Source organism: Nocardia sp. N2S4-5, from assembly GCF_044628355.1.
Taxonomy (GTDB): Bacteria; Actinomycetota; Actinomycetes; order Mycobacteriales; family Mycobacteriaceae; genus Nocardia; species Nocardia wallacei_B.
The window spans coordinates 3,713,001-3,739,032 of record NZ_JBIUPM010000001.1; the positions used below are offsets into that span (position 1 = coordinate 3,713,001).

General features: G+C 69.7%; 20 protein-coding genes and 1 pseudogene. 11 read left to right on the forward strand and 10 right to left on the reverse strand.

The features are described from left to right. Positions 1-5 precede the first annotated feature (5 nt). Together eno and ACFMRZ_RS17020 are read right to left on the reverse strand one after the other, a co-directional pair. Positions 6-1,295 (reverse strand): phosphopyruvate hydratase, encoded by a 1,290-nt coding sequence (gene eno, locus ACFMRZ_RS17015; RefSeq protein ID WP_280367341.1) that lies wholly within the window; start codon positions 1,293-1,295, stop codon positions 6-8. 285 nt (positions 1,296-1,580) lie between these two features. After that, positions 1,581-2,335 (reverse strand): annotated as a pseudogene (locus tag ACFMRZ_RS17020) (lytic transglycosylase domain-containing protein). Positions 2,336-2,427: 92 nt separating this feature from the next. On the opposite strand from ACFMRZ_RS17020, the gene ACFMRZ_RS17025 reads away from it, so the two are divergent. Continuing rightward, positions 2,428-3,417 carry a diiron oxygenase gene (locus ACFMRZ_RS17025; protein WP_400179908.1) on the forward strand — a complete coding sequence of 330 codons (990 nt, stop codon included), beginning with the start codon at positions 2,428-2,430 and terminating at the stop codon, positions 3,415-3,417. A gap of 10 nt (positions 3,418-3,427) precedes the next feature. Here the strand turns inward: ACFMRZ_RS17025 and ACFMRZ_RS17030 are convergent, their stop codons facing one another. From ACFMRZ_RS17030 to ACFMRZ_RS17050, 5 genes are all read right to left on the reverse strand, one after another. Next, a complete protein-coding gene (locus ACFMRZ_RS17030; protein WP_280366184.1) occupies positions 3,428-4,153 on the reverse strand; it encodes a TetR/AcrR family transcriptional regulator in 726 nt (241 codons plus the stop codon). A 68-nt stretch (positions 4,154-4,221) separates the two neighbouring features. Continuing rightward, positions 4,222-6,321 carry an ABC transporter ATP-binding protein gene (locus ACFMRZ_RS17035; RefSeq protein WP_400179909.1) on the reverse strand — a complete coding sequence of 700 codons (2,100 nt, stop codon included), beginning with the start codon at positions 6,319-6,321 and terminating at the stop codon, positions 4,222-4,224. Then, positions 6,318-7,112, reverse strand: coding sequence for an ABC transporter permease (locus tag ACFMRZ_RS17040; RefSeq protein WP_400182890.1), 795 nt, complete (start codon positions 7,110-7,112; stop codon positions 6,318-6,320). Before ACFMRZ_RS17040 ends, ACFMRZ_RS17035 begins: the two co-directional genes overlap by 4 nt. A 1,166-nt stretch (positions 7,113-8,278) precedes the next feature. Continuing rightward, a complete protein-coding gene (locus ACFMRZ_RS17045; RefSeq protein ID WP_400179910.1) occupies positions 8,279-9,277 on the reverse strand; it encodes an ABC transporter permease in 999 nt (332 codons plus the stop codon). Further along, positions 9,265-10,758 carry an ABC transporter substrate-binding protein gene (locus ACFMRZ_RS17050; protein WP_400179911.1) on the reverse strand — a complete coding sequence of 498 codons (1,494 nt, stop codon included), beginning with the start codon at positions 10,756-10,758 and terminating at the stop codon, positions 9,265-9,267. The genes ACFMRZ_RS17045 and ACFMRZ_RS17050 overlap by 13 nt, the downstream gene beginning before the upstream one ends. Before the next feature lie 312 nt (positions 10,759-11,070). Between ACFMRZ_RS17050 and ACFMRZ_RS17055 the strand changes: the two genes are divergently transcribed. The 7 genes from ACFMRZ_RS17055 to ACFMRZ_RS17085 all read left to right on the forward strand — a co-directional run bounded on the left by ACFMRZ_RS17055 (position 11,071) and on the right by ACFMRZ_RS17085 (position 18,105). Next, positions 11,071-12,156, forward strand: a complete 1,086-nt coding sequence (locus ACFMRZ_RS17055) for a TauD/TfdA family dioxygenase (protein WP_400179912.1) — start codon at positions 11,071-11,073, stop codon at positions 12,154-12,156. Positions 12,157-12,169: 13 nt separating this feature from the next. Next, entirely contained in the window at positions 12,170-13,159 is a 990-nt protein-coding gene (locus ACFMRZ_RS17060) for an ornithine cyclodeaminase family protein (protein ID WP_400179913.1), read from the forward strand. Beyond that, positions 13,150-14,178, forward strand: a complete 1,029-nt coding sequence (locus tag ACFMRZ_RS17065) for a hypothetical protein (protein ID WP_400179914.1) — start codon at positions 13,150-13,152, stop codon at positions 14,176-14,178. Before ACFMRZ_RS17060 ends, ACFMRZ_RS17065 begins: the two co-directional genes overlap by 10 nt. A gap of 44 nt (positions 14,179-14,222) precedes the next feature. Next, positions 14,223-14,483, forward strand: a complete 261-nt coding sequence (locus ACFMRZ_RS17070) for a hypothetical protein (RefSeq protein WP_400179915.1) — start codon at positions 14,223-14,225, stop codon at positions 14,481-14,483. A 49-nt stretch (positions 14,484-14,532) separates the two neighbouring features. Then, entirely contained in the window at positions 14,533-15,561 is a 1,029-nt protein-coding gene (locus ACFMRZ_RS17075; RefSeq protein ID WP_400179916.1) for a PLP-dependent cysteine synthase family protein, read from the forward strand. Between the two features lie 70 nt (positions 15,562-15,631). After that, positions 15,632-17,035, forward strand: a complete 1,404-nt coding sequence (locus tag ACFMRZ_RS17080; protein WP_400179917.1) for an MATE family efflux transporter — start codon at positions 15,632-15,634, stop codon at positions 17,033-17,035. A gap of 116 nt (positions 17,036-17,151) precedes the next feature. Continuing rightward, the gene (locus ACFMRZ_RS17085) at positions 17,152-18,105 is read left to right on the forward strand and encodes a phosphodiesterase (RefSeq protein ID WP_400179918.1); all 954 of its coding nucleotides are present in this window, start codon (positions 17,152-17,154) and stop codon (positions 18,103-18,105) included. 25 nt (positions 18,106-18,130) lie between these two features. On the opposite strand, the gene ACFMRZ_RS17090 is transcribed toward ACFMRZ_RS17085, so the two are convergent. Further along, the gene (locus ACFMRZ_RS17090; protein WP_280273695.1) at positions 18,131-19,573 is read right to left on the reverse strand and encodes a stealth family protein; all 1,443 of its coding nucleotides are present in this window, start codon (positions 19,571-19,573) and stop codon (positions 18,131-18,133) included. 591 nt (positions 19,574-20,164) lie between these two features. On the opposite strand from ACFMRZ_RS17090, the gene ACFMRZ_RS17095 reads away from it, so the two are divergent. The 3 genes from ACFMRZ_RS17095 to ACFMRZ_RS17105 all read left to right on the forward strand — a co-directional run bounded on the left by ACFMRZ_RS17095 (position 20,165) and on the right by ACFMRZ_RS17105 (position 21,552). Further along, positions 20,165-20,632: a flavodoxin domain-containing protein gene (locus ACFMRZ_RS17095; protein ID WP_400179919.1), complete on the forward strand. Its 468-nt coding sequence runs from the start codon at positions 20,165-20,167 to the stop codon at positions 20,630-20,632. A 121-nt stretch (positions 20,633-20,753) separates the two neighbouring features. After that, positions 20,754-21,251 (forward strand): hypothetical protein, encoded by a 498-nt coding sequence (locus tag ACFMRZ_RS17100; RefSeq protein ID WP_280273693.1) that lies wholly within the window; start codon positions 20,754-20,756, stop codon positions 21,249-21,251. A 4-nt stretch (positions 21,252-21,255) separates the two neighbouring features. Beyond that, a complete protein-coding gene (locus tag ACFMRZ_RS17105) occupies positions 21,256-21,552 on the forward strand; it encodes an MTH1187 family thiamine-binding protein (RefSeq protein ID WP_400179921.1) in 297 nt (98 codons plus the stop codon). A gap of 8 nt (positions 21,553-21,560) precedes the next feature. Here ACFMRZ_RS17105 and ACFMRZ_RS17110 read toward each other — a convergent pair whose 3' ends face one another. Together ACFMRZ_RS17110 and mfd are read right to left on the reverse strand one after the other, a co-directional pair. Continuing rightward, on the reverse strand, positions 21,561-22,265 hold the full coding sequence (locus tag ACFMRZ_RS17110; RefSeq protein ID WP_400179923.1) for a MazG family protein: 705 nt from the start codon (positions 22,263-22,265) through the stop codon (positions 21,561-21,563). After that, on the reverse strand, positions 22,262-25,879 hold the full coding sequence (mfd, locus tag ACFMRZ_RS17115; RefSeq protein ID WP_400179924.1) for a transcription-repair coupling factor: 3,618 nt from the start codon (positions 25,877-25,879) through the stop codon (positions 22,262-22,264). The genes ACFMRZ_RS17110 and mfd overlap by 4 nt, the downstream gene beginning before the upstream one ends. Positions 25,880-26,032: the final 153 nt, after the last annotated feature.

Genomic DNA, 26,032 nt, shown 5'->3' on the forward strand with positions numbered 1-26,032 from the left:
CCGTACTACCCCTCGAGAACAAAGCGCGGGAACGCGACGTCCCCGGCGTAGCGGGCCGAATCACCCAGCGCGTCCTCGATGCGCAGCAGCTGGTTGTACTTGGCGACCCGCTCGCTGCGCGCCGGCGCGCCGGTCTTGATCTGCCCGCTGCCGACCGCGACCGCCAGGTCGGCGATGGTGGTGTCCTCGGTCTCGCCGGAACGGTGGCTCATCATCGACTTGTAGCCATTGCGGTGGGCCAGTTCGACCGCGTCCAAAGTCTCGGTGAGCGTGCCGATCTGGTTCACCTTGACCAGCAGCGCGTTCGCGGCGCCCTTCTCGATGCCGTCCTCGAGTCGCTCCGGGTTGGTGACGAACAGGTCGTCGCCGACCAGCTGCACCTTGTCGCCGATCTGGTCGGTGAGCGAGACCCAGCCGTCCCAGTCGTCCTCCGACAGCGGGTCCTCGATCGACACCAGCGGGTAGGCCGCCAGCAGTTCGCTGTAGAACTCGGTCATCTCGTCGGCCGAGCGGACGCTGCCCTCGAACTTGTAACCGGTACCGGCGGTGTAGAACTCGGTGGCCGCCACGTCCAGCGCCAGCGCCACATCGCTGCCGACCTGGTAACCGGCCTTCTGGATGGAGGCGACGATCAGGTCCAGCGCCTCGCGGGTGCCGCCCGGCAGGTCGGGGGCGAAACCGCCCTCGTCGCCCAGGCCGGTGTTCAGGCCCTTGCTCTTCAGCTCGGCCTTGAGGGCGTGGTAGACCTCGGCGCCCCAGCGCAAGGCCTCGCGGAAGGTGGGCGCGCCGATCGGGGCGATCATGAATTCCTGCACATCGACACTGGTGTCGGCGTGTGCGCCGCCGTTGAGGATGTTCATCATGGGCACCGGCAGCACGTGCGCGTTCGGGCCACCGAGGTAGCGGAACAGCTCCAGGCCCGAGGACTCGGCGGCCGCGCGGGCCACCGCCAGCGACACGCCCAGCAGCGCGTTCGCGCCCAGCCGGGACTTGTCGGGGGTGCCGTCCAGATCCAGCAGCACCTGGTCGACGGTGCGCTGCTCCACGGCGTCCAAACCGATGACGGCCGGGGCGATCTCGTCGAGCACGCCCTCCACGGCCTTGCGCACGCCCTTGCCGCCGTAGCGCTCACCGCCGTCGCGCAGCTCCACGGCCTCGTGCTCGCCGGTGGAAGCCCCCGACGGCACGGCAGCCCTGGTCAGGGTGCCGTCGTCGAGAGCGATCTCGACCTCGACAGTGGGGTTACCGCGCGAATCCAGGATCTCGCGAGCTCCGACCTGTTCGATGATGGCCACGAAAACGACACTCCTTCGGCTCCTGACTCGGTCCCGCCCACCGCCGTCCATGAGCAGGTCGCACGGCGAACCCGTGCTCGGATGAGCCTACTGTGTTTGTTTGCCGAGCTTCGCTCGGCGGGTTTGTGGCGCCCTTGGTCTCGGGTTTCGGGGGTCGCTGCTGGCTCCTTCGTCGCTTCGCAGCGACCCCCGAAACCCGAGACGCGCCACAAACCGGGGGGGGTTGCGCCATAAACGGGGGGTCGGCATAAACCGGGGGTGATGTGAACAAGAGGTTTGTTGGGGTCAGGCCTTGCGGCCGACGCTGTAGGCGGCGGCGTGGAGGCGGACCTTATTCAGGTAGGGGGTGGACTGGTTGTAGGTGAGCAGGGCTCGCTGCCAGCCTTCGGGGGTGGTCAGGTTGCCTCCGCTGGCGCACAGGTAGCGGGCGGCGGTGAGGGCGGCGTCGTCGATGTTGTCGGGGTCGGCGACGCCGTCACCGTTGGCGTCGGCGCCCCAGCGCTGCCACGTTTCGGGGAGGAACTGGAACGGGCCCTCCGCACGCACATAGACGGGCTCGCCCGCGCGGGCGGTCTCGTGCTCGTCGACGATTCGCGCCACGCCCGGCGATCCGTCCAGCGGCACACCGCGGATGGGCGGGCTCACCTGGCCGTCGGACCCCAGGCGGGAACCGCCGTGGCTACCGTGTTTGCTCTCCACGCGAGCGATGCCCGCGACCGTGGTCCAGCCGATGCCGCAGTCGGGGCGGGATCGGGCCAGCACGGCCGCGGCGTAGCCGTAGGCCTCCAGCGCCACGACCGGGATGCCGAGCGCGTCGGACTGCTCGTCGGCCCACTCGCGCAGCTGTCCGGCGCTGCGGCCGGGGGCGTCGAGATCGATCGGGGGACGGGAGTGCCCACGCCGGGCGGGATGCCCTCCGGAATGGGCGGGAGCTGCTGCACCTCCCCGCACCCGGACAGCACGACGGCCGCCGCGACGACGCCGAGCAGGGCGGCGCGGACCTTCCGAGCGGTTCGAGCACCGGCCTTCTTCGGACGCACCTCTCCATCATCCAGATATCCGGGCGATGGTGGTTGTGTGGGACTCCGAGTCCCACGTATTCTCGAAGGGAGTCGAGGTTCAGGAGGCACCGATGACGTTGTCCGACACCATGCACACCGGCCCGATCACGCCCGAGTACGCGGAGGCGTTGGCGGCTCTGTCCGAGGGATCGGTGCATCGGCATTTCGACCCGTATCTCGACATCGATTGGGACGGGCCGGAACTCGCGATCGACCCCGACGACCCGCGCTGGGTGCTCGATCCCGAGATCGACCCGCTCGGCGCCACCCGCTGGTACCGGGAGTTGCCGCTGCACCAGCAGATCGAGATCGGCAAATGGCGGATCTCGAACGTGATCAAGGTGGGGGCGGCGTTCGAGAGCGTGCTGATCCGCGGGCTGATGCAGTACATCATGAAGCTGCCCAACGGATCTCCCGAGTTCCGGTACTGCCTGCACGAGATGACCGAGGAGTGCAACCACATCCAGATGTTCCAGGAGCTGGTGAACCGCGTCGGCGTGGACGTGCCCGGGATGCGGCCGGTGTTCCGGGCGCTGTCGCCGCTGATCGGGGTGGCGGGCGGATACGCGCACGTCATCCTGTTCATCGGCATTCTCGGCGGCGAGGAGCCGATCGACCACTACCAGAAGGCGGTCATCCGCGCCGAGGCCAACATGCCGCCGGCGGTGCTGCGCACCATGCAGATCCACATCGCCGAGGAGGCGCGGCACATCTCATTCGCCCACGAGTACCTCACCGCCCACATCGAGCGGATGGGTCTACCCGGAAAAGCGGTGTGCGCCTTGGCATTCCCGCTCGCGATGCGGTGGCTGGCCGGGGAGATCATGACGCCGCCGCGGTCGTTCGCCCGGCAGTTCGACATTCCGCGCGAGGTGATCAAGGAGGCGTTCTGGCGCGGTCCCGCCTCGCGCAAGATCCTCTCGGGTTACTTCGACGACGTGCGCAAGCTGGTCGATGATCTCGGCCTCATGCCCGCCCCCGCCAAGCTGCTCTGGCGGGCGCTGAACATCAATGGCGCGCCCTCGCGTTATCGCAGCGAACCGGCGCGCCGGGCGGCGTGAGCGGCGGCACTCATCGGTCCGGTGCGGCCAGTGCCTCGATCAGCTGGAGGAGGGGCTGGTCGGGGTCGAGGGTGAGGTGGTGCGTGCGGGCGACGCCGTCGAGGATGCTCCAGGCGTAGCTCGCTACCTCGGCGATCAGGGCGGCGCGGTCGAGCGCGGGGTCCGGTTCGTGGGCCCAGCGCGTGACGGTGGCCTCGACCATGGCGACGATGGCGAAGGTCATGGTGTCGATGACCGGCGGGTCGGCCACGCCGACGGCGCCGGCGAGCCCGGACACCAGCCCGTTGGCGCGGCCGGTGATGGTGATCATCAGGCCGCTCAGCGCGTCGCGGTCCTCGGGGCCGTCCGCCGCGGGGCCGGTGCGCAGGAATTCGTGTTGGCGCGGATGGTCGCCGATCCAGTCGACGACCACGCCGACCGCCCGGGCCAAGATCTCCGCGATGGACCCGGCGCCGATGTCCAGCGCGGCGTCCAGGGCGTCGGTGAAGCGCTCGGCGATGGTGGTCCGAACCCGGCGATCGAGCTCCTCGCGGCCCGAGAACTGCCGATACAGAACGGATTTCGCCAACCCGGCCCGCGCCGCGATCTGCTGCGCCGGAATGTCCGCGCCCGCCGGATGCTCCTCCAGCAACGCAATCGCCGCCTCGACAATCCGCTCCCGCCGCGCAGCATTATGCGGCTGCCACCGCTCCCGCCGCCCCCCAGCCGCCGCGGGCACCGCTGCTGCACTCGACACGCAACGAGTGTATGCCCCACCGTTCTCAGCCCTCGGGGCACGCGGACTCAACCCCGGCCACGGACCACTCAGCCCAGCAGGGCGGCGGTGGCGTCGTGTGCCGGGGCGGCGAGGACCTTGGCGACAGGGCCTGTTTCGACGATGCGGCCGGATTCGAGTACGCACATGCCGGTGCAGTAGCGGGAGACGACGTGCATGTCGTGGGTGATGACGAGCAGGGCCAGGTTCCGGTCGCGGCGCAGGCTGTCCAGCAGGGTCATGATGGCGTCGGCGGTGTCGCGGTCGAGTGCCGAGGTGATCTCGTCGCACACCAGCACCGCCGGTCGCAGCGCCAAGGCCCGGGCCAGCGCCACCCGTTGCCGCTGACCACCGGACAGTTCGTGCGGATACCGCTGGGCCAGTGCGCTTTCCAGTTCCACCGTGTCCAGCAAACGCGCGACCTCGGCCATCACCTCCGGCCCGCGCACACCACCGTGCCGCCGCACCGGCCGCGACAGCGTCTGCGCCACGGTCCGACGCGGATTGAGACTCCCCGCACTGTCCTGCGGCACCAACGCCACCCGCCCCGACACCCGCACCTCCCCCACCGCGGCCCGGCGCAATCCCACCACCGCCCGAGCCAACGTCGACTTCCCCGCCCCCGACGGCCCCGCCACCGCGACCGACTCCCCCGCCGCCAACCCCAGGTCGACACCTTCGAGCACCATCCGCCGCCCGATTGACACCCCGAGCCCCGACACCGAGAGCACCTGGCCACCAACACCTTTGGTCCCACCTGGACCGCCGTCCGCTCGACCGGCCGTGCCGCCGGAACTCACCGGCGCTCCGCCAGCATGCCGATCGGATTCCGCCCCGGCACCCACAGGCCGATGCACACCATCTCCGGGCAGCGCGCCGCCGACCACCGAATCCGTAGCCGAAACCCCCACGCCGCCAGGACGTTCCGGCCCAACGACGGCCTCGCCCGGGCACGACCAGCCCGCAACATCCGAAGCCACCGACTCGTCCACGGCGAAATCGATCGAGCTACCCCCGGCGGAATCAACCGCCTTTCCGCGCACCGCATCGCGCCCGTCGCCTGTCGCGACCACCTCATCAACCAAGCCCTGCCCGATTGACGCATCACGACCGGGATCAACATCCTCGCCGCATCCCGCACCACGACCATTGCCCGCCGCGATCACCCGATCAGCCGAGCCCTGCCCACCGAGCGCGTCACGACCGGGGTCGACAGCCTTCCCGGATACCGCGCCACGGCCGTCCCCCACCACGATCGCCTCATCAGCCGAGCCCTGCCCAACGAGCGCGTCACGGCTGGAGTCGACAGCTTTGCCGGATACCGCACTACGACCGTTGCCTACCGTGATCACCTCGCCGGCCGAGCCCAGCCCGACGGACGAGTCGCGACTCGCGTCGACAACCTTGCCGGACATCGCGCTACGACCATTGCCTACCGCGGTCACCTCGCCGGCCGAGCCCAGCCCGACGGACGAGTCGCGACTCGCGTCGACAACCTTGCCGGACATCGCGTTACGACCGTTGCCCACCGCGACCACCACGTCGGCCAAGTCGTGCAGGGCGGCGGTGTCGTGGCCGGAGACGACGATGGTGGTGCCGTGGTCGTCGGCCAGGCGGCGGAGGAGATGTATGACGGAGGTGCGTAGGCGGCCGTGTAGACCGGCCAGGGGCTCGTCCAGGACCAGGACCGGGGTGCGGCGGGCGAGGGCGCGGGCCAGGGCGACGCGGCGCTGCTCGCCGCCGGACAGTTCGGCCGGGCGGCGGCGCAGGTAGGACTCTGGCAGTTCCACCGCCGCCAGGGCTTCCAAAGCTGTTGCAGGGTCGGACAATTCGCCCAGCAAGGAGCGGACGCGCATGGTCGGGTTCAGCGCCACGCCGGGATCCTGGCCGACGAAAGCGATCTGCTCGCGCCGGAACCTCCGCAACGCGAGCGGGTCGAGGGTGAGCACCTCGTGCTCGCCGACGTGTACCACCCCGCTCGCGGTGGCGCCCGCCGGAACCTGCCCGAGCAACGCCTTCATCAGGGTCGACTTGCCGCAGCCGGACGGCCCGCGCAGCGCGGTGACACCGCCCTCGGGCACCCGCAGCGAGATGGTGTCGAGCAGCGGCGCGGACGCCGCGGACACCGACAGTTCCCGGACCACGATCATGTCCGCCCCGCTTCCCGTCGTCCCAACGCGGCCGCCAGCAGGTTCACGCTCACCGCGACGATGCCGATGGCGAGGCTCGGCGCCAGCACCGCCCACGGATTCAGCAGGATCCCGGAAGCGTTGTCGCGCACCATGACAGCCCAATTCGACGCGCCGAGCGAGGTCGGCAGCCGCAGGAACGCGGCCGTCGCCACCAGGTACATGCCCTCGACGAAACGCAAGCCGAACTGCGCGAAGACCAGTTCACGCATGTTCGGCAACATCTCGCGGAAAATCACGTAACCGGTGGACTCCCCGCCGAGCCGCGCCGCCTCCACATACCCGGTTGCGGCCACGGGTGTCGCCGCGGCCGCGAACACCCTTGCGGAGTAAGGGATTCCGAACACAATCGCCACCAGCACCACCCCGAACGCCCCCGACTCCGGCCACGACGCCACCACCAGCAGCAGCGCCAGGACGGCCGGCAACAGGATCGCCAGATCCGCACCGCGCTCGATCACCGCCCCCAGCCGCGGCCGCAGCGCCGCCAGCGCACCCAACACACTCGCGCACCCGGTAACCGCGACGGCGATCAACACGGCCAGCAGTATCAGCCCCCACCCACCGTGCAGCAACCGGCTGAACACGTCGTGCCCCAACCGATCCCCGCCCAACGGCGCCCCCGCCCCCGGCGCGGCAAACGGAATCCCCACGGTGGCATCCACCGCCCGCGGCGCCACCCACGGCCCCACCGCCGCCCCCACCACCACGACCACCGCGGGCAATCCCCGCAACAGCAAGCCCCGATTCATGTCCACCCGCCCACGTCGTCACTCCCACGCATCGGCCACCCGGCCTGCGCGGACGCAAATCGACCCCACACGGCAAATCCCGCCACTTCCCCGCGACCCGTGACCGCCAAGGCCGGATCACCGCTGCCGGAAAGCCGCCCCACCCCCACCCAACTCGCAGCCAACCACCACCCCCATCCCAAAGTCCGAGAAAAGCGGCCCCCCGGCACCACCCGCCCGTCTCCAGCCCAGGCACCACCCACCCATTCATGCCCGCGCACAACCGCCACCACCCCACGCAACGCCCCCGCCAAAAGCCGCAACTTCCCCACGACAAAACCGCAGCGATACCCCACCCACCACAACCCCACCGCCCACCCCCACTGCGACACCTCCGTCAACAGCCGCGCTTCCTCACGACTCGACCGCAGCGATACTCCGTTCGCCACAACCCCGCCGCCCACACTCGACACAACGCCACCGCCAACAGCCACTACTTCCTCGCCACACGACCGCAGCGATACTCCACACGCCACCACCCCACCACTCACACCCGACGCGACACCTCCATCAACAGCCACTACTTGCTCGCCACACGACCACGGTGGTACTCCGCCCGCTACCACCCCATCACCATCAACGGCCGCGACTTCCTCGCAACACGACCACGGTGACACTCCACCCGACACCACCTGATCGCTCACACTCGACACAACGCCACCGCCAACAGCCACGACTTCCCGCTGCCACGACCGCAGTGACGCTCCACCCGCCACCACCCCACCCACACTTGAAACGACACCTCTGCCAACGGCCGCGACTTCCTCGCGGCACGACCGCAGCGATACCCCACACGCCACCACCGTCAACGGCCCCGACTTCCTCGCAACGCGACCACAGTGACACTCCGCCCACCACCACCCCATCGCCCACACTCGACGCAACGCCACCGCCAACAGCCACTACTTCCTCGCGACACGACCGCAGCGATACTCCGCCCACCACCACCCCACCGCCCACACTCGACGCAACCCCACCGCCAACAGCCACTACTTGCTCGCGGCACGATCGCGGTGACGCTCCGCCCGCCACCACGCCATCGCCTTTCGAGGCGACACCTCTGCCAACGGCTGCGCCCTCGCGCCACGGCCGCGGTAGTGCTGGGCTCGGGGTGGCCGGAATCGGGTTCATCGCCGACCTCGCATTGCCCAGGCGCGCAGGCCGTCTGCTGTCAGTAGGACGCACATGATGATTACGCCTGCTGCTGCGGCGGTGGCGGCGGCCAGGCCGGTGTCGCGGTCGGCGACGGAGCCGGCGAGGAGGGCTCCGAGGCCTGGGTAGTTGAAGAGGCTCTCGACGACCAAAGCGCCGCCGAGCAGCATGCCCACCGTCGTGGCGTAGGAGGCCGCGATGGCGGGTAGTGCTACCGGGAAGATGTGTCGGGTCATCAGGCGGGTCGGCGAAAGGCCTTCCAGCTCCGCGTGTTCCACGTGTGGCGCGCGGGCGGCGTCGGCGAGTGCGCCGCGGACCACCCGGGTGTTCCAGCCGGTCTGTGGCAGTGCCAGGGCCAGGGCGGGGAGCACCAGCATGTCGGCGCTCGCGGGGAATCCGGAGCGACCGGCGACGGTCACGGCGGGCAGCCAACCGGCCGCGAACGAGAAGACCGCGATCAGTCCGGCGGCGACCACGAACTCCGGCAGCGCGACCACCATCGCGGTCGCCGGTTGCAGTACCCGCGCGGCCCACCCGTCCGGCTTTGTCGCCCACCACATTCCGCACGCCATCGACGCGAAGACGGTGACCGCGAAGGCGATTCCGCCCAGCAGCAGCGTCTGCGGCGCGGACGCGGCGAGCAGATCGGCGATCGGCCGACCGTGCGCCGTAGTGCCGAAGTCACCGGTGACCAACCCGTTCAGCCACGACCAGAATCGTTGCGGCAGCGGCCGGTCCAGCCCGAGCTCGTGCCGCTTGGCGGCGACCGTCTCCGGGCTCGCCCCGCGATCCAGCGCCGCGCGGGCGGCGTCGCCGGGCAACACCGAGACCGCGCAGAACACCAGCGTCAACAACACCAGCAACAGCCCGACCCGGCGCAACACGAACCCGGCCACCGCGACCGCGACACCGCCGCGCCCACGGTCCGTGACGCCGAGCACCGCCGGTTCGGCGACCACACTCACGTGAGCCATACCCGTTCCAGCTGCACGCGCCCGAACCCGCCCAGCGTCGGCAGGTCGCGCACCCGGCTCGACGCGATATCAATGCCGTCGGCCATGCCCCACACCAGGTATCCGCCCCGATCGTGCTCGATCTGCTGCACCGCCCGGCACGCCCTGGCATACGCGGCCGGATCGGCGGCACCCAGCGCCGCGGCGGTAGCGGCGTCGAATTCGTTGTCGGCGAAGGCGGTTTCGTTGCGATTGCTGCCCGAGGACAGCAGCTTGGCGGCGTAGAACAGCACCGAGTCGTTGGTGCCCCAGTTGACCGTGTACAGCGGCGCGTGCAACCAGGTGCGCTCGTAGAAGGTGCCCGAGTCCTGCACTACCACTTCGACATTCACGCCGATATCGCGCAGCTGGGTGGCGAATACCCGCGCCGACTCCACCTCGCCGGGCGCCTCCTCCTTGGTGACCAGCTGATAGGTCGCGCCGGTATCGAAACGCGCCTCCGCCAGCAGCGCCCGCGCCCGGTCCGGGTCGCGGCGACGCTGCGGAATATCCTTGGCGTACTCCGGATCCCCGGTGCCGAGGACGTCGTTGGCGACGCTGCCGTACCCCGAAAAGGCCTGCGCCACCAGCGCATCGCGGTCCGCGGCCAACCGCAGCGCGGTGCGCACCCGCGGGTCGGCGAAGGGTCCGTCGGCGGTGCGCATGGCGATAGCGACCGCGGTGTCGTTGGGCCGCCGGACAACGTGCAGGTCACCGCGCCCGGCGGCGGTGCGCCCGGCGATCGCGCCGACGTTGGACGCCAGGTCGACCTGCCCGCCGACCACCGCGTTCGACAGCGCGTCCACGTTGTCGAACATGGTGACCTCGATGGCCTCCAGCCGCGGCCGCGGCCCGTGCCAGGAGTCGTTGCGCACCAGCCGGGCGTTGCCCTGCCGATAGGACTCGAGCCGAAAAGGCCCGCTCCCCACGGCATTCGAGAAGTCCGTCGTCCCCTGCTTGACCGTGAACGTCATCAGCCGCACCAGCACCGGAATCTGGGTGTTCGGCGCCGCCGCCGTCACCACCACGCGGCCCGGCCCGTCGGCGGCGATGTCGTCGGGCCGCGCCACCGGCATCTTCGACTCACCGCCCACCTCACGCAGGCGGCGCAGCGACCACACCACATCCTCGGCGGTGACCGGACTGCCGTCGTGGAAGGTCGCGCCCTCGACGAGAGTGAACACCCAGCGCCGCTGCGCGGCGTCCGCGGACCAGGCGGCGGCCAGGCGCGGCTGCACGGTCGGGTCGGCGCCGGGCACCGTGAGCGGCTCGTAGATCAGCGACGCGATCAGGAAGTCGCTCTCATTGCTCAGGTTCGCGTGCGGATCCTGTTGCAGCGCTGAGGCTTTGCCCAGTGCGCCGACACGTAGGGTCCCGGTGTCGCCGGAGGCGCGCCCGCAGGCGCCCAGTGCCAGTGCGGCACCCACTCCGAATCCGGCGCCGAGCAACCGTCGTCTGGTCATGGTCGTCATCGCAGGTGCCTCGTCCCTCATCCGAGTCAGCTATGCCAGCCAAGGCTAACCTTATGATTCTGCGATACAGGGCATGCGGACGTCCACGTCGCCCTCCGACACCGGCGCGTCGGACCGATTAGCTGCATGGTTACCCTGCTAGCTGATCTCCGCGCTCTCCGTTCGCCTTTCCCGCGACACACTTTAGGTAAGCCTTGCTTAAGCTCTCGGGAGAGACTAATTTCGCAGACCGAGTCTTCACCACCTGCTTCACCACCGTTGCGAAGAAGGGAATTCCTGGTGGAAAACGTTCTCTGCGAACGTATGACGCACCACCCCACCGAATCGGACGAGATCGAACGACGCGCGCTGCCCGCCGCGGCCGCACAGGCCGTTCGCGACACGGCCCGCGACATCGCGGTCACAATCGAGAGCATGCCGGGTTCCGCCGCGCGCGCCGCCACTCTCACCGATACGGCGCTGATCGACTTGATCGACACGCATGCCGCGCGTTTACCCGAGGCCGTGCGCACCGTGCTGCGACCGCCCGTGTCCGCGGCCGGCGCCGCGATCGTGAGCCGGTTACCGCTGAGCGACGAAGAATTGGGCCCCACCCCGCGCGACTGGCGGCAGGCCGCCGCGTGGAGCGGCGATCCGGCCCATCGCCACGCCTCGTTCCAATGGGACATCACGATGCTCCTGCTGGCCCGCGCCGCCGGTGCGCCGTTCGGGTGGCAGGGCCAGCAGAACGGCCGGATGGTGAACAACATCGTCCCTTCCCTCGGGCACGAGCACGAGCAGTCCGGCGCCTCCAGCACCACGCTGCTCACCCCGCACACCGAGGACGCCTTCCACCCCCGCCGCGCCCACCTGCTCATGCTCGGCTGCCTGCGCAACCCCGACCGCGTCGGCACCACCGTGTCGTCGGTGCGGCAGGTGCGCCTGGACGAGCGGCAACGGCGGCGGCTGAGCGAGCCGACGCTGCCGATCCTGCCGGATGTCTCCTACGGCACCGATTTTCACCGGTACCCGGCGACGCCGCTGCCGACCGTCGGTGACCACGACGGCCGCCCGACGCTGCGCTACGACCCGGCCTACACCCCGCTCGACGACGCCGACGCCGAATTCCGCAGCGCCTACGCCCATCTCGGGGCCGAGCTGGAGCGAGTATGCCGCACGGCCGTCCTCGCACCGGGTGATCTGTTACTGGTGGACAACGACGTGGTAGTACACGGACGGGTGCCGTTCACGCCGCGCTACGACGGGACGGACCGCTGGCTCAAGCGGGTCAACATCCGCCTGCCGCGCCGCAGGCCCGCGGCCGAGGCCGCCGAAAGTGGTTACGGCCAGCGCACGGTCACCCCCTTCGACTCGAAAGACACTGCGACACAGGAGGTTCCAGACCGATGAACCGAGGAAGCCAGTGACCACCCGGCGCATCCCGCTGCGGGTACTCAGCCGCAGCGACCTCGCCGACGTCCCGATCACCCCGGTGGACGTGGTGCGCGCCGTCGAGGAGGCGTATATCGCACTGGCGTCGGGAGATTCGGACAATCCGCGCAAGCTCAGCGTCGCCCATCCCGACGGCTGGTCGGTCGCCTACGCCATGCTCGGCCGCGACGGCCGGCGCCGGGTGGTGGCGATGAAGACCTCCTACAAATTCGATCCCAGCCACGACCGCAGCACCAAGCGCTACTACACCACGATCACGCTGTACGACGACGCGACCGGCATGCCGATCGCGATGATGGACTGCGCCCGGGTCGGCGCCCTGCGCACCCCGGCGGTGTCGGCGCTGCTGGTCCGCGAGACCATCCGCTCCGATGCGCGCAGCGTGCTGCTGATCGGCACCGGCACGCAGGGCCGGAACGCGCTGCCGCACCTGCTCGCCGCGAACCCGCAGCTGAATCACCTGATGCTGTACGGCACGCATCCGGACGGGCTGAAGGCGGTGCACGAGCAGTTGGCCGCCCATCACCCGCACACCGAATTGGAGACCGTGTCGGATCCCTACGCGGCCGCACGCGAGGCCGACGTGGTGCTCGCGACGGCCGGTCCCGGCACCAAGGTCGCCCTCGAATCCGGGGATCTGGCACCGGGTTCGGTGGCGGTGCTGGTCGGCTACGGACTCGCGCCGTCGGCGCTGACCGACGCCGACCGTGTGGTCGCCACCAACGCCGAGCAGATGTCGCTGACCGGCACCGACATGGCCGGCCCGGACGGCCGCCTGCGACCCGTCGATATCGAGCTGCCGCAGATCCTCAGCCGCCGCGGCGTCGGCCGCACCGGCGACGACCAGCGCATCTTCGTCTACAACAGCGGCCTGGTCCTCACCGACATCGCCGTCGCCCACGCCCTCGCGGAACGCGCCATCGCCGACGGCCGCGGCACGGAGGTCCCCATATGGGATTGAACGCGGGCGCGCCACCGTGCGCCGCGCCCGCGCTGCCCGCCCACCGGGACGACTGGGAGCGGCGATTGCTGGCCGATCCGGACTTGTTGGGGGACATCGCGTTCGCGGTCGGCGGGCCGTTTCACGTGATGTTCCCGGCGCGGGTGGGGCGCACTATCGAGGCGTTCCGGGAAGTGTTCGAGCGAACCGGCGTCGACGGCGCGATCTACTACGGCAAGAAGGCGAACAAGGCCGGGTGCGTGGCGCGGGCGTGCGCCGAGCACGGCGCCGGGGTGGACGTGGCGAGCGTCGGGGAGCTGAATTCTGCGCTGGCGCAGGGCGTCCGGGGCGACGAGCTGATGGTCACCGGCCCGGCCAAGTCCGACGAGCTGCTGTGGTTGGCGGCGCGCCACGGTGCGCTCATCGCCGTCGACACGGACGACGAACTGGACCAGCTTGCGGCGCAGGTCATTCCGGTGCGCGTGCTGTTGCGCGCGCTCCCCCCGGAGTCGGACAGCCGCTTCGGCATGACCGGCGACGAACTCGATCGCGCGCTGGCCCGCACCGATCTCGGGCCGGTCCGCATCGCCGGATTCAGCTTCCATCTCTCCGGCTACCAGCCGATACCCCGCGCCGAACTGGCCGCCGCACTCGTGGCCCGCTGCCGGGAAGCGCGCGCACTCGGCCACCCGGCGACGATGATCTCCATCGGCGGCGGCTTCGCGGTCGACTACGTCGCCGAGCAGTCGTGGCGGGAGTTCACCGAAGGCGCGGGGCCGCACTGGTTTCACGGGGGAAGAGGTTCGATTCGTACTACCCGTACCACAGCGCGACCGCGGGCCCGGCCGCGCTGGCCGCCGTCCTCAACCACCAGGGCTTGGCGAAAACACTGCGGGACAACGGCATTCGCTTGGCGATCGAACCGGGCCGCGCTCTCCTGGACCGCGCGGGCAGCACCGTCTTCCGCGTCCAAGGCACGAAAACCCGCACCGCACAGGGTCTCCCGTACCAGCTGCTCACGGTCGACGGGACCAGCCTGAGCCTGTCCGAACAGTGGTTCGACAGCGAATACCTCCCCGACCCGGTGCTGTGGCCCACCCGGCCCGGCACCCGCACTCCCGCGAGCGTCGGCGCGGCCACCTGCCTCGACTCCGACATGCTCAGCTGGCGGCGCATCCCGCTGGCGCGGCCCGCGGTGCCCGGCGACCTGCTCGTCTACCCCAATACCGCCGGATATCAGATGGATTCCAACGAATCGGCGTTCCACGAGTTACCGATTCCACCCAAGGTGGTGCTGCACGAGGCGCCCGGCGGCCGGTTCCGCTGGACCCTCGACGCGCGCTAGCGTCCCCGTCACACACCTCCCTTCCACACCCATAGTCCGAGGAGACTTCATGGCGCTCGTCACCCGTGTGACGGACCTGATCGGCAACACCCCGTTGTTCGAACTCGCCGCCACCGACACCGGCACCCGGCTGCTGCTCAAGCTCGAACAGTTCAACCCGACCGGCGCGGCCAAGATCCGGATGGCCCGGGAAATGGTGCGCGACGCGGAGCGTCGAGGATTGCTGAAAGATGGCGGGCATATCATCGAGTCCACGTCCGGCAACACCGGACTGGGACTGGCGGTAGTGGCAGCCGAGCGCGGGTATCGCTTCACCGCGGTCGTCGACCACCACGCCTGCAAGGACAAACTACGCGCGATGCGAGCCATGGGAGCCGAACTCGTGTACGTCGCCGATGACGGAGACGACAGTCTGGCCACCTCGGCGCGAGAGGACCTCGCCGAGGCGATGGCCGCTGCCCGCCCCGACGCCTACTTCACCGAGCAGCACAACAACGACGCCAACGCCCTCGGCTACTACGCGGTCGCCGAGGAGTTGCTGGATGATCTGGGCAGCGTCGATATCCTGCTGTCGGCCGTCGGCACCGGCGGCTCGCTGTTCGGCACCGCCCGCCGCCTGCGCGAACTGGGTTGCGCGGCACGGGTGATCGGCGTCGAGCCGATCGGCTCGATCGCGTTCGGCGGGGAGGGCGGACCGTACTGGCAGTCCGGCACCGGCACCCCGCCCGGCGCCACCGTCGGCACCGCGGTCGACTACTCGCTGCTGGACGAGGGCGTCAAGGTGTCGGACGTGGACGCGTTCGCCACGGCGCGTGCGGTGGCCGCGAGACTGGGCCTGCTGATCGGTGGCTCGGCCGGCGGCTCGGTGCACGCCGCGCTCACCCGCCTGGAACAGTTCCCGGCCGGGTCGACCGTGGTAACGATCGTGTGCGACGGCGGCGAAAAGTATCTGGATACGGTCTTCGACGACGACTGGATGAACGAACGCGACCTGCTGGACGAAAGCTCCGAGAGCGCAGTACTCGACCTGCTCGATCGCTACTCGCCCGCGCGCCGCGATCTGGTGGGCGCGCGGTGAGTAAGGTATACCTAACGAGAATATCGATGCACCCTAGTAAGAATGTGATTCTCATACACGGAAGGGCGGAATGAGCAGCGCATCGCACCGATCCGATTGGCGCAGTCTGACGACGCTGGCGACGCCGATCGCGCTGACGCAGCTCGCGCAGGTCGCGGTGTCGACGACCAATATCGCGCTGATGGGCTCGCTCGGCATCACCCAGGTCGCCGCCGGTGGCCTGGCCATGACGCTGTTCAACCAGATCCGGACCATGTGCGTCGGCCTGATCACCGCGACCGGCAACCAGGTCGCCACGGTGGCGAGCCGGGCCGGGCAGCGCAATGCCGACGCCGACCACGAGATCCGCGACGTGGTCCGGTCCAGCTTCCTGATCGCGACGGCCGCGGGCCTGCTGGGCGGGCTGGTGCTGATGGCGCTGGGCTGGTCGTTGCAGTGGCTCGGCCAGGACGCGGCGGTGCTGTCCGCGGCGCGGCCGATGATGGTCGCGCTGGCTCCCGGGTTGCTGCCGTGCCTGTGGTTCCAGGTGCTGCGCCAGTACACCGTCGGCATGCAGCGGCCTCAGGCGCTGCTGCTGGTAACCCTCGGCTCGGTGGCGCTGAATGTCGTTCTCGCCCTTGGGCTCATGCACGGCTGGGCGGGTCTGCCCGCGCTCGGCCTCACCGGCATCGGGCTCGCCACCTCGCTGGTCTTCCTGATCACCTTCGGCGTCTTCTGGGCGATGGTGCGCCGCGACGCCCGCCTGCGGCCGACGCTGCCGGTGCGGATGTGGCCGGTGCGGTGGCGGACCGTCGCCGAAGAGTTGCGGCTGGGCACCCCGATCGCGCTGACCTACGGATCCGAAGCGGGCATGTTCTCCGTACTGGCGCTGGTCATGGGTGCGCTGGGACCGGCCGCGCTGGCCGCGCACAACGTGGTCTACCAGCTGGTCTACATCGTGTTCCAGGTGGCGATCGGCCTCTCGCACGGCGTCTCGATCCTGGTCAGCAAGGCCGTGGCGCGCGACGAGCACCGGCACGCGCAGTCGCTGGCGTGGCTGGCCCTGCGGCACGCCGCGGTGGTCGCCACGCTGGTCGGGCTGCTGTACGTGGTGGCGCCGGATGTGGTGCTGCGCCCGTTCCTCGCCCACCGCGACGGCGACACCGTCGCACTCGCGCACACCCTGCTGCTGATCGCGATCGTGCTGCAGTTCTTCGACGCCGCGCAGAACATCGGCACCGGGCTGCTGCGCGGATTGAAGGAGACGCGGGCCGGGTTCCGGCTGTCGCTGGTCGGCTACTGGATTGTGGGATTGCCCACAGCGCTGGCGCTCGCCTACCCGGCCGGGCTCGGCGCGGCGGGCGTGTGGTGGGGGCTCACGGCCGGGCTCGCCGCGACCGCCGGACTCATGCTGCGGCGGTACTTCGCCCTGCTGGGCGGGCGCGAACACGCTCGGCCGCGGGTGCTGGCCGGTAGTCTCGGCGGCGCGAGCTGACACGAAATTCTCATCTGGACGTAAGCATGTCGTCATCCGGCGTGGGCATTTAGTAGGGATCAGCTTCGTTATTCTGACGCGGAGGCGAAGCCAAGCCCGTATCCGGGAGGAATCCGGTGCCCATCAGCAGAGTCGCGGAATACCCACGACCGGACCATGTCCTGTTCCACTTCAGTGACACCCACCTGATCGCCGACGACGGCGCGCTGTACGGCGCTGTCGACGCCGAACAGCGCCTACGCCAGCTCCTGGACCGGGCCGAGGCGGGCGGCATCACGCCGACCGCCATCCTGTTCACCGGCGATCTGACCGACCACGGCGAGCCGCGCGCGTACAACAAGCTGCGCGCACTGGTGGAGCCGTTCGCCGATCGGCTCGGCGCGCCCGTCGTCTGGGTCACCGGCAACCACGACGACCGCGCCACGCTGCGCGAGCAGTTGCTCGACGAGGACGGTTCGGCCGCACCCTTCGACCGGGTGCACACCATCGACGGGCTGCGCATCGTGGTGCTGGACACCACCGTCCCGGGCCACCACTACGGCGAACTCACCGACGACCAATTGGCTTGGCTGCGTTCGGTATTGGCCGAGCCCGCCCCGTTCGGCACGATCCTCGCCATGCATCATCCGCCGGTGCCGTGCATCCAGGACCTGGCGGTGACGGTGGAGCTGCGCGACCAGAAGCGGCTCGCCGACGTCCTGGACGGCACCGATGTGCGCAGCATTCTCGCCGGGCACCTGCACTACTCGACCACGGCGACGTTCGCCGGCATCCCGGTGTCGGTGGCGTCCTCCGCCTGCTACAGCCAGGACCTGGCCGTCGCCGAAGGCGGTCAGCGCGGCCGCGACGGCGCGCAGAGCTTCAACTACGTGCACGTCTACCCGGACACCGTGGTGCACTCGGTGGTGCCGATCGACCGCGGCCCGACGGTCGGGCAACCCGCGAGCCCCGCGGAGGCCGCCGAGCGGCTCGAGCGAGCGGGAATCCTCATCCCGCCCGCCTCCCGCATCCCGCAGGTCCTGAACCGCCGGGAACAAACCGCCGAATCGGACGACGAATCGGTCCGCTGAACCGCGGACCCATCCACGGACTGTCCTACGCGGCGCCCGGCTCCAGCGCCGCCAGCGGGTCGGCGGCGGTGACGCGCTCCCAGGGCGCCGGGTCCGGGAAGTAGCCCTCGAGGAACTGCGAGACGACGCGGACCCGCTCGGCCTCGGGGACCTCGGGGAAACTGCCGTCGTTGAGGCAGAAGAAGTCCACCTTGCGCCGTCGCGCCAGGCCGTCCAACAGGGCCAGGCCGGCGTAGCCGGTGGTGTCGACGTAGCGCACCCGGGCCGCTTCCTGCGGTACCGCGCGGCCGGTGAGCAGCGCGTAGTAGTGGTACAGCGAGTTGGTGACCGAGATGTCGGTGGCCGCCCGGAACCTGCTGCCGCGGGTGCGCGCGAAGTCGGCGCCGAACTCGCGCTCCATCTCCAGCAGCACGCTGCGCCGCAACGGCACCGGCGTGTGCTCGAGGTGTCGGGTGATGATGTGGCCGAACCGCTTTGCCAGCAGCGCGCGGTTCACCCGCGCGGCGTTCTCGAATCCGCTGCGCCGCTCGTTGTTGCTGCCGGGCCCGATGCGCGTGTCCGCCTCGATGAACCGGCTGATCCCGCCCGGGGTGAAGAACATCGACGGGCGCACCGGGCGGGCGAAGAACATGTCGTCGTTGGAGTAGAGGAAATGCTCCGACAGCCCCTCGATGTGCTGCAGCTGGCATTCCACCGCGTGCGAGTTGAACACCGGCAGTCCGCTGGTGTCGGAGAAGTGGTCCTGCGCCCGGACGACGGTCACCTTCGGATCGTCGGCCAGCCAGTCCGGCACCCGGGAATCGGTGGCGATGAAGATGCGGCGGATCCACGGCGCGTTCTTGTGCACCGAACGCAGGGCGTACTTCAGCTCGTCGATGTGCCGGATGCGGGCGTCGGCGTCGTCGCCCTCGCCGACCACCACCTGGGCCAGCATTCCCGCACGGCGGGCGCGGAATTCGGGGTCGGTGCCGTCCACCCAAGAGTAGACGAGGTCGATGTCGAAGCCGACATCGGTGGGGTGCGGGGCGAACATTCCCGCCAGGGTGGGCCAGCTGCCGTCGAACAGCAGTACCGTCGTGTACTCCACGTCCGCGACGTCGAAGACGTTGCGGGTCAGCGCGTTCGGGCGCGGGCACGACACCGTGTCACCGTGGTACTCCCATAGCTCGAGGTCGACGTGGTGTGCCGGATCCATGTCCCGGCCGAGGCGGAACACGTTGTGCCGCAACTCGTTACAGGAGAATCCGGCCACCATGGCCGCGCCCAGCACCCGACGCAGCTGCGCGTGATAGGCGGCGTCGACGGCCAGCGCCAGGCCGTGATCGCCGTCGCGTACCAGCAGATACGGCAGCTCGGCCGCTACCAGTTCGGCCCGCAGGTACCGCAGATCATCGAGCACCGACGCGGACACCGCGAGATTCGCCACCGTCGCCGGGCCGGCCGTCTCCACCTTGTCGAATTCCGTCATCACCGTCTCCTGCCTCGTACTCCGACCGCGACTCCCCGAGCGGAGCCGCGGGCACCATCACCCGTGAAATCACCGGACGCGCGGGCCTCCGAGATAAGAGCCACGCGCACATGCCCTCCGCGATAAGGACCACGCCCGCATGCCCTCCGCCGCAGGCGGAGGGCTCACCACTGCGTCGAATGCGTTACAAGAAACCGCGTGAGGTCAGACTGTTCGGGAAGGCCGCCCACAGTCGGTATCGGTAGGGCCGAAATCCCATTGCACTCACCTCACTCGTCTTCGGGCGCGCGGGCGCGCCGTACGGATGCTGCTGCGTTCGTCGGGCACCAGGAATCGGTGAGCGACTCGCTACGCCGGGCGTTCATCGACCGGCCACTCGCGTGACCCCGAAAGACGGGGAACTGTTACGAATGATGCAACCAGCGATGCCTGTTCGTCAATCAGGCGGGTCGCAGGTCCCGAGACGTTTTCACATCCGTAACGGAATGATTCCGGGCCGTCGGTATCCGCGCGGGCCGGGCACCACACCCAGTGTACAAGTTAGGGTAGGCTCACCAAGCGTTCGGGTGGAGACTACACGAGGGAGACAGCGTGCGGGTAGTGATTCTGTTCGGGTCCGAGATGGGCACCGCGGAGCGGGCGGCCGAGGCCGTCGCCGACGAACTGTCGCGAGCGCACGACGTCTCGATCTACGACATGTCCGAGTTCGACACCGACGATCTGGACGCGCACGACTTCCACGTCTTCGTCTGCTCCACCTACGGCACGGGCGAGCTGCCGACCGGGGCCGAACCGTTCTTCGACCAGCTCGACGACCGCCTGCCCGATCTGACCGGGCTGCGGTTCGCGGTGTTCGGCCTCGGCGACATCGTCTATGACGACACCTTCAACCGCGGCGGGGAGATCTGCGCCGAGAAACTCACCGCGCTCGGCGCGCGGCAGCTCGGCGAGCACGGCCGCCACGATGCCTCCGGCACCATCCGGTCGCAGGATCAGGCGCGCGAATGGGCCCGATCACTGTCTGTCGAAGCCCTGGCCACCGCCGGAGCCGCGTCCTGACGAGCCCCGGGTCCGGCCCCATATCCGTCTCCATCCCAGCGAGCAAGCGGCGCAACGGCTTACACTGCTAGGAAACGCGCGACCCAGCCCGCAGCGCGAGACGACCGTGAGGTGACGAAATATGGTGGCCGAAGCCCGGGAACGTCAAGAGACCTCGACCGAGCCGCAGGCAGAGATGACCGAGCATCCCGAACTGGACGTACTGCCGGAATGGCCACGAGACACCATCGGGGTGCTGGTGACCACCGACCCGTCACCCCACGCCATCCCCGTGTCCTGGCCGGTGCGCGCCGGGGATCACCGAATCCTGTTGAGCCTCAGGTCCAATCGCGGCTCGCTGGCCCGGTTACGCAAGCGTCCCGACGTGGCGTTGCTGCTCCTCAGCGGTGACAATGTGGCGCTGTGCGCCCGCGGCACCGCGCGCGTCATCGCCGACCCGATGCCCGACGCCGAGGATTACGTGGCGGTGGCGATCGAGGTCGACGTGATCGATGATCACCGCCAGGGCGCGTTCCTGGTGTCGGCCGGAATTCAGCGCACCGTGCTCGACGAGTCCGAGCTGGAGTACCTGGAGTCGCGTGTCGCTACGCTGCACGACATGGCGCGACACCACAATTGATCCCATGATTGCTGCCTTCTCGATCACCCCACTCGGCGCCGGAGAGGACGTCGGCCGGGCGGTCGCCGAGGCCGTGCGCGTCGTGCGGGCCAGCGGCCTGCCCAACGAAACCACGGCCATGTACACCTCGATCGAGGGCGACTGGGACGAGGTGATGGCCGTGATCAAACAGGCCACCGACGCCGTCATGGCCGCCGCCCCACGCTGCAGCCTGGTGATCAAGGCCGACATCCGCCCGGGCGTCACCGACGGCCTCACCTCGAAGGTAGCCAGCGTGGAACGCTACCTCGCCGAGGACTGAGCGGCCGATCAGTTCGGCCAGTACGCGCGCCAGTCGGCGGGGGTCAGGGGGGCGCGCTCGCCGCGAGCTGCCTCGGCGGCGTCCTCGGCCGCGCGGATCTGGGTGGCGAAGGTCAGGGTTGCCTTGCGGAGGCGTTCTTCGGCGCTGTCCGGGGCGCCCAGGTGGATTACTCGGAGGGTGTCGGGGATCAGGTTTTCGGGGAGGGCCGCCTTGAGGCTGCGGGAGCGGATCTTCTCGGCCAGGGCGAGGGCGGGCTGGGCCAGGGCGATGCCGTCGAGGCAGGAACGGCGGGCCTTCTCCGTGGATTTCCTTTCCTCCCAGGCCTTTTCCTGCGCCGCGATCTTGTCCTCGACGCTGTCGCCGAAATCCGCCGCGCCGTCCAGCAGGTGCGGGCTGCGGTGGACCAGCTTGTCCACCAGTGCCGCCGCCACGTCCTCGACGGTGAATTCGCCTGCCGCCTCGGCGATCCGGGAATGGAACAGCACCTGGAGCAGCAGGTCGCCGAGCTCCTCCTTGATGGTCTCGACGTCGCCGTGCTGGATGGCGTCGAGCAGTTCGTAGGTCTCCTCGAGCAGATACGGCCGCAGCGAGTCGTGGGTCTGGGTGACCTCCCAACCGCCGAAACTCCACAGCCGGTCCATGACGTCGACGGCGGCGGCGAGGCCGTGCGCCATCCGCGCACAGTCCGCCGCGGTGGGGTCGGCCGCGCTCATCGCGCCGCCGACACCTCGGTCGCGACCCGCAGATCGACTGTGCCCTGGGGCTTTCCGTCCAGCGCCAGCAGCAGATCGGCGATGAACTGCAGCAGCTGCACATCCCGCACCCGGGCCGCGCCGACGCTGTCCTCCACCCGCGGCAGCGGCAGCTGCACGATCGAGGTGGTGGGCCGGTAGGTGGCGTTCGGGTACAAACGCTTGAGCCGCAACTGTTTCGAGTCGGGCAGCTGGAGCGGCGACAGCTTCAGCGTGGTACCGCTGACACCCACCTCGGTGAGCCCGTACTCCCGGCACAGCAGCCGCAGCTTGGCCACCGACACCAGCCGCCCGACCTCCACCGGCAGCGGCCCGTACCGGTCGACGAGTTCCTCCACCACGCCCGCCAACGCCGAATCATCCTGTGCGGCAGCCAGTTTGCGGTAAGCCTCCAGGCGCAGCCGGTCGCTGGCGATGTAGTCGGGCGGGATGTGCGCGTCCACCGGCAGGTCGATGCGCACCTCCTTGGATTCCTCGTCGGTGATGATCGGCCGCCCGTCCGCGGCGGCCCGGTACGCCTCCACGGCCTCGCCGACCAGCCGCACATACAGGTCGAAGCCGACGCCCGCGACATGCCCGGACTGCTCGGCGCCCAACACGTTTCCGGCGCCGCGAATCTCGAGGTCCTTCATCGCCACGGCCATGCCGGCGCCCAGATCGGAGTTCTGCGAGATGGTCGCCAGCCGGTCGTAGGCCGTCTCGGTGAGCGGCTTGTCCGGCGGGTACAGGAAGTAGGCGTAGCCGCGCTCGCGACTGCGCCCGACCCGGCCGCGCAACTGGTGCAGTTGCGAAAGCCCCAGGGCGTCGGCGCGTTCCACGAGCAGTGTGTTGGCGTTGGAGATGTCCAGGCCGGTCTCGATGATCGTGGTGCACACCAGCACGTCGTATTCGCGCTCCCAGAAGCCCTGCACGGTCTTCTCCAGCGTGTCCTCGTTCATCTGACCGTGCGCGATCGCCACCCGCGCCTCGGGTACCAGATCGCGAATCCGCTTGGCGGACTTGTCGATCGAGGACACCCGGTTGTGCACGTAGAACACCTGCCCGTCGCGCAGCAGCTCGCGGCGGATGGCGGCGGCGACCTGCTTGTCGTTGTAGGAGCCGACGTAGGTGAGGACGGGGTGGCGTTCCTCGGGCGGGGTGAGGATGGTCGACATCTCGCGGATACCGGCCAGGCTCATCTCCAGGGTGCGCGGAATCGGGGTGGCCGACATGGTCAGCACGTCGACGTGGGTGCGCAGCGCCTTGATGTGCTCCTTGTGCTCCACGCCGAAGCGCTGTTCCTCGTCGATGATGACCAGGCCCAGTTCCTTCCACCGGATGCCGGTCTGCAGCAGGCGGTGCGTGCCGACGACGATGTCGACGTCGCCGGCGGCCATGCCGTCGAGCACCAGCCGCGACTCGGCGGCGTCGGTGAACCGGGACAGGCCCTTCACCGTGACCGGGAACCCCGCGACCCGCTCCATGAAAGTCTGCAAATGCTGCTGGGCGAGCAGCGTCGTGGGTACCAGGACCGCGACCTGCTTGCCGTCCTGCACCGCCTTGAACGCCGCGCGCACCGCGATCTCGGTCTTGCCGTAACCGACGTCGCCGCAGATCACGCGGTCCATCGGGACGGCCTTCTCCATATCGGACTTGACCTCGGCGATGGCGGTGAGCTGGTCGACGGTCTCGGTGAACGCGAAGGCGTCCTCCATCTCCTGCTGCCACGGCGTGTCGGGTCCGAACGCGTGCCCGGGGGCCGCCTGCCGGGCCGCGTACAGCTGCACCAGCTCGGTGGCGATCTCGCGAACCGCCTTGCGCGCCTTGCGTTTCGTATTCGCCCAGTCCGAGCCGCCGAGCTTGGACAGGCCGGGCATCTCGCCGCCCACGTAGCGCGACAGCTGATCGAGCGAGTCCATCGGCACGTACAGCCGGTCACCGGGCTGGCCGCGCTTGCCGGGCGCGTACTCGATCACCAGGTATTCCCGGCGCGCGCCGCCAACGGTGCGCTCGATCATCTCCACGAACCGGCCGATGCCGTGCTGATCGTGCACCACCAGGTCACCGGCGGACAGCGCCAGCGGGTCGACCTGATTGCGCCGCCGCGCGGGCAGCTTCTTGCCCTCGCCGGGTGCGGTGACCCGATTGCCGGTGAGATCGGACTCGGCGATGACGACCAGCTTGGCGTCCTCGAACACCACACCGTCGTGCAGTGAGCCGCACAGCACGCCGACCACGCCCGGCGCCGGCTCGGTGCCCGGCTCCAGCGGCGCGGCCGGAACCTCCGCGTCGGCGAGTCGCTCCCGGATGCGTTGCGCCGTACCGTGTCCCGCGACCACCACGACCGCGCGGCCGCCGGTCGTCACGTGCGCGCGCAGCGACGCGAAGACCGTCGCCACCAGCTCCTCCGAGCCGCGCGCGACCGGCGCGGCCAGCACCGGCAGCACCACCTCGGCGGGATCGCCGGAGGCCAGCGGACTCAGCGTCCACCAGGGCAGGCCGCGCTCGTCGGCGCCGGCATGCACAGCATCGAGCCCGCGATAGGCCGAGGCCGCCAGATCGAGTCCGTGCGCGCCCAGCGGCGCCGCGCCGCCGAAGGACGCGGCCGTCCACGACGCCTCCAGGAATTCCTGTCCCGTGCGGACCAGGTCGGCGGCGCGGGTGCGGATCTTCTCCGGATCACAGAGCAGCACATGGGTTTCCGCGGGCAGTACGTCGGTGAGCAGCTGCAGATCGCCGGGCCGCAGCGCCGGCAGCAGCGCCTCCATGCCCTCCACCGGGATGCCCTCGGCCAGCTTCGTCAGCATCTCGACCAGCGCGGCGTCGGCCGGATTCGCGGCGGCCACCTCGGCCGCGCGCACCCGCAGATCACTGGTCAGCAGCAGTTCCCGGCAGGGCTGCGCCACCACGACATCCACGTCCACCTCGGGCAGCGACCGCTGGTCGGCCACCGAGAACGGGCGCAGCTCGGTGACCTCGTCGCCCCAGAACTCCACGCGCACCGGATGATCGGCGGTCGGCGGGAAGACGTCGAGAATGCCGCCGCGCACTGCGAACTCACCGCGCTTGCCGACCATGTCGACCCGCTCGTAGGCGAATTCGACCAGGCGCGCGATCAGTTCGTCGAAGTCGTGCTCGACGCCCACGCGCAGCACGATCGGCTCGATATCGCCGAGACCCCCGGCCATCGGCTGGACCAGCGAGCGCACCGTCGTAACGACCACCCGCAGCGGCTCCGGGTAGAACGGGTCCTCCGGATGGGCCAGCCGACGCAGCACCTGCAACCGGCGGCCGACCGTGTCGGCGCCGGGTGAGAGCCGCTCGTGCGGCAGCGTCTCCCAGGAGGGAAACAAGGCCACGCCCTCGCCGAGGATCTCGGCGAGTTCACCGGTGAGATCGTCGGCCTCGCGCCCCGTGGCGGTCACCACCACCAGCGGCCGCTGCCGCGCGAGGGTCTCCGCCACGAACGGCCGCACCGCCGACGGCGCCACCAACTGCACGGGCGACCGCCCGACCAGGCTCCGGACCTGCGACAACGCGGCATCGGTACCGGCCACCGCGGCCAGTCCCGCAAGAGGTGGGCGATGGGTGGGCATGACACAGACTCCTGGCACAGAGGAAGCGAATCAGGGCGGCCAACCGAGTCTAGTCACCACCCCCGACACCCCATTACATCCACCACCCCGCCTCCCGAAACCTCTGGCAGAACGACACCCCCCAACCGCGGCCCGCCCCGAGTCTGGACTGAC

Excerpts from the sequence above, each read along its gene's own strand:
- ACFMRZ_RS17025 (WP_400179908.1), top strand. The coding sequence starts at position 2,428 with ATGACGTTGTCCGACACCATGCACACCGGCCCGATCACGCCCGAGTAC.
- ACFMRZ_RS17035 (WP_400179909.1), bottom strand. The coding sequence starts at position 6,321 with ATGATCGTGGTCCGGGAACTGTCGGTGTCCGCGGCGTCCGCGCCGCTG.
- ACFMRZ_RS17040 (WP_400182890.1), bottom strand. The coding sequence starts at position 7,112 with ATGAATCGGGGCTTGCTGTTGCGGGGATTGCCCGCGGTGGTCGTGGTG.
- ACFMRZ_RS17045 (WP_400179910.1), bottom strand. The coding sequence starts at position 9,277 with ATGGCTCACGTGAGTGTGGTCGCCGAACCGGCGGTGCTCGGCGTCACG.
- ACFMRZ_RS17050 (WP_400179911.1), bottom strand. The coding sequence starts at position 10,758 with ATGACCAGACGACGGTTGCTCGGCGCCGGATTCGGAGTGGGTGCCGCA.
- ACFMRZ_RS17055 (WP_400179912.1), top strand. The coding sequence starts at position 11,071 with ATGACGCACCACCCCACCGAATCGGACGAGATCGAACGACGCGCGCTG.
- ACFMRZ_RS17065 (WP_400179914.1), top strand. The coding sequence starts at position 13,150 with ATGGGATTGAACGCGGGCGCGCCACCGTGCGCCGCGCCCGCGCTGCCC.
- ACFMRZ_RS17075 (WP_400179916.1), top strand. The coding sequence starts at position 14,533 with ATGGCGCTCGTCACCCGTGTGACGGACCTGATCGGCAACACCCCGTTG.
- ACFMRZ_RS17080 (WP_400179917.1), top strand. The coding sequence starts at position 15,632 with ATGAGCAGCGCATCGCACCGATCCGATTGGCGCAGTCTGACGACGCTG.
- ACFMRZ_RS17090 (WP_280273695.1), bottom strand. The coding sequence starts at position 19,573 with ATGACGGAATTCGACAAGGTGGAGACGGCCGGCCCGGCGACGGTGGCG.
- ACFMRZ_RS17100 (WP_280273693.1), top strand. The coding sequence starts at position 20,754 with ATGGTGGCCGAAGCCCGGGAACGTCAAGAGACCTCGACCGAGCCGCAG.
- ACFMRZ_RS17105 (WP_400179921.1), top strand. The coding sequence starts at position 21,256 with ATGATTGCTGCCTTCTCGATCACCCCACTCGGCGCCGGAGAGGACGTC.
- ACFMRZ_RS17110 (WP_400179923.1), bottom strand. The coding sequence starts at position 22,265 with ATGAGCGCGGCCGACCCCACCGCGGCGGACTGTGCGCGGATGGCGCAC.
- mfd (WP_400179924.1), bottom strand. The coding sequence starts at position 25,879 with ATGCCCACCCATCGCCCACCTCTTGCGGGACTGGCCGCGGTGGCCGGT.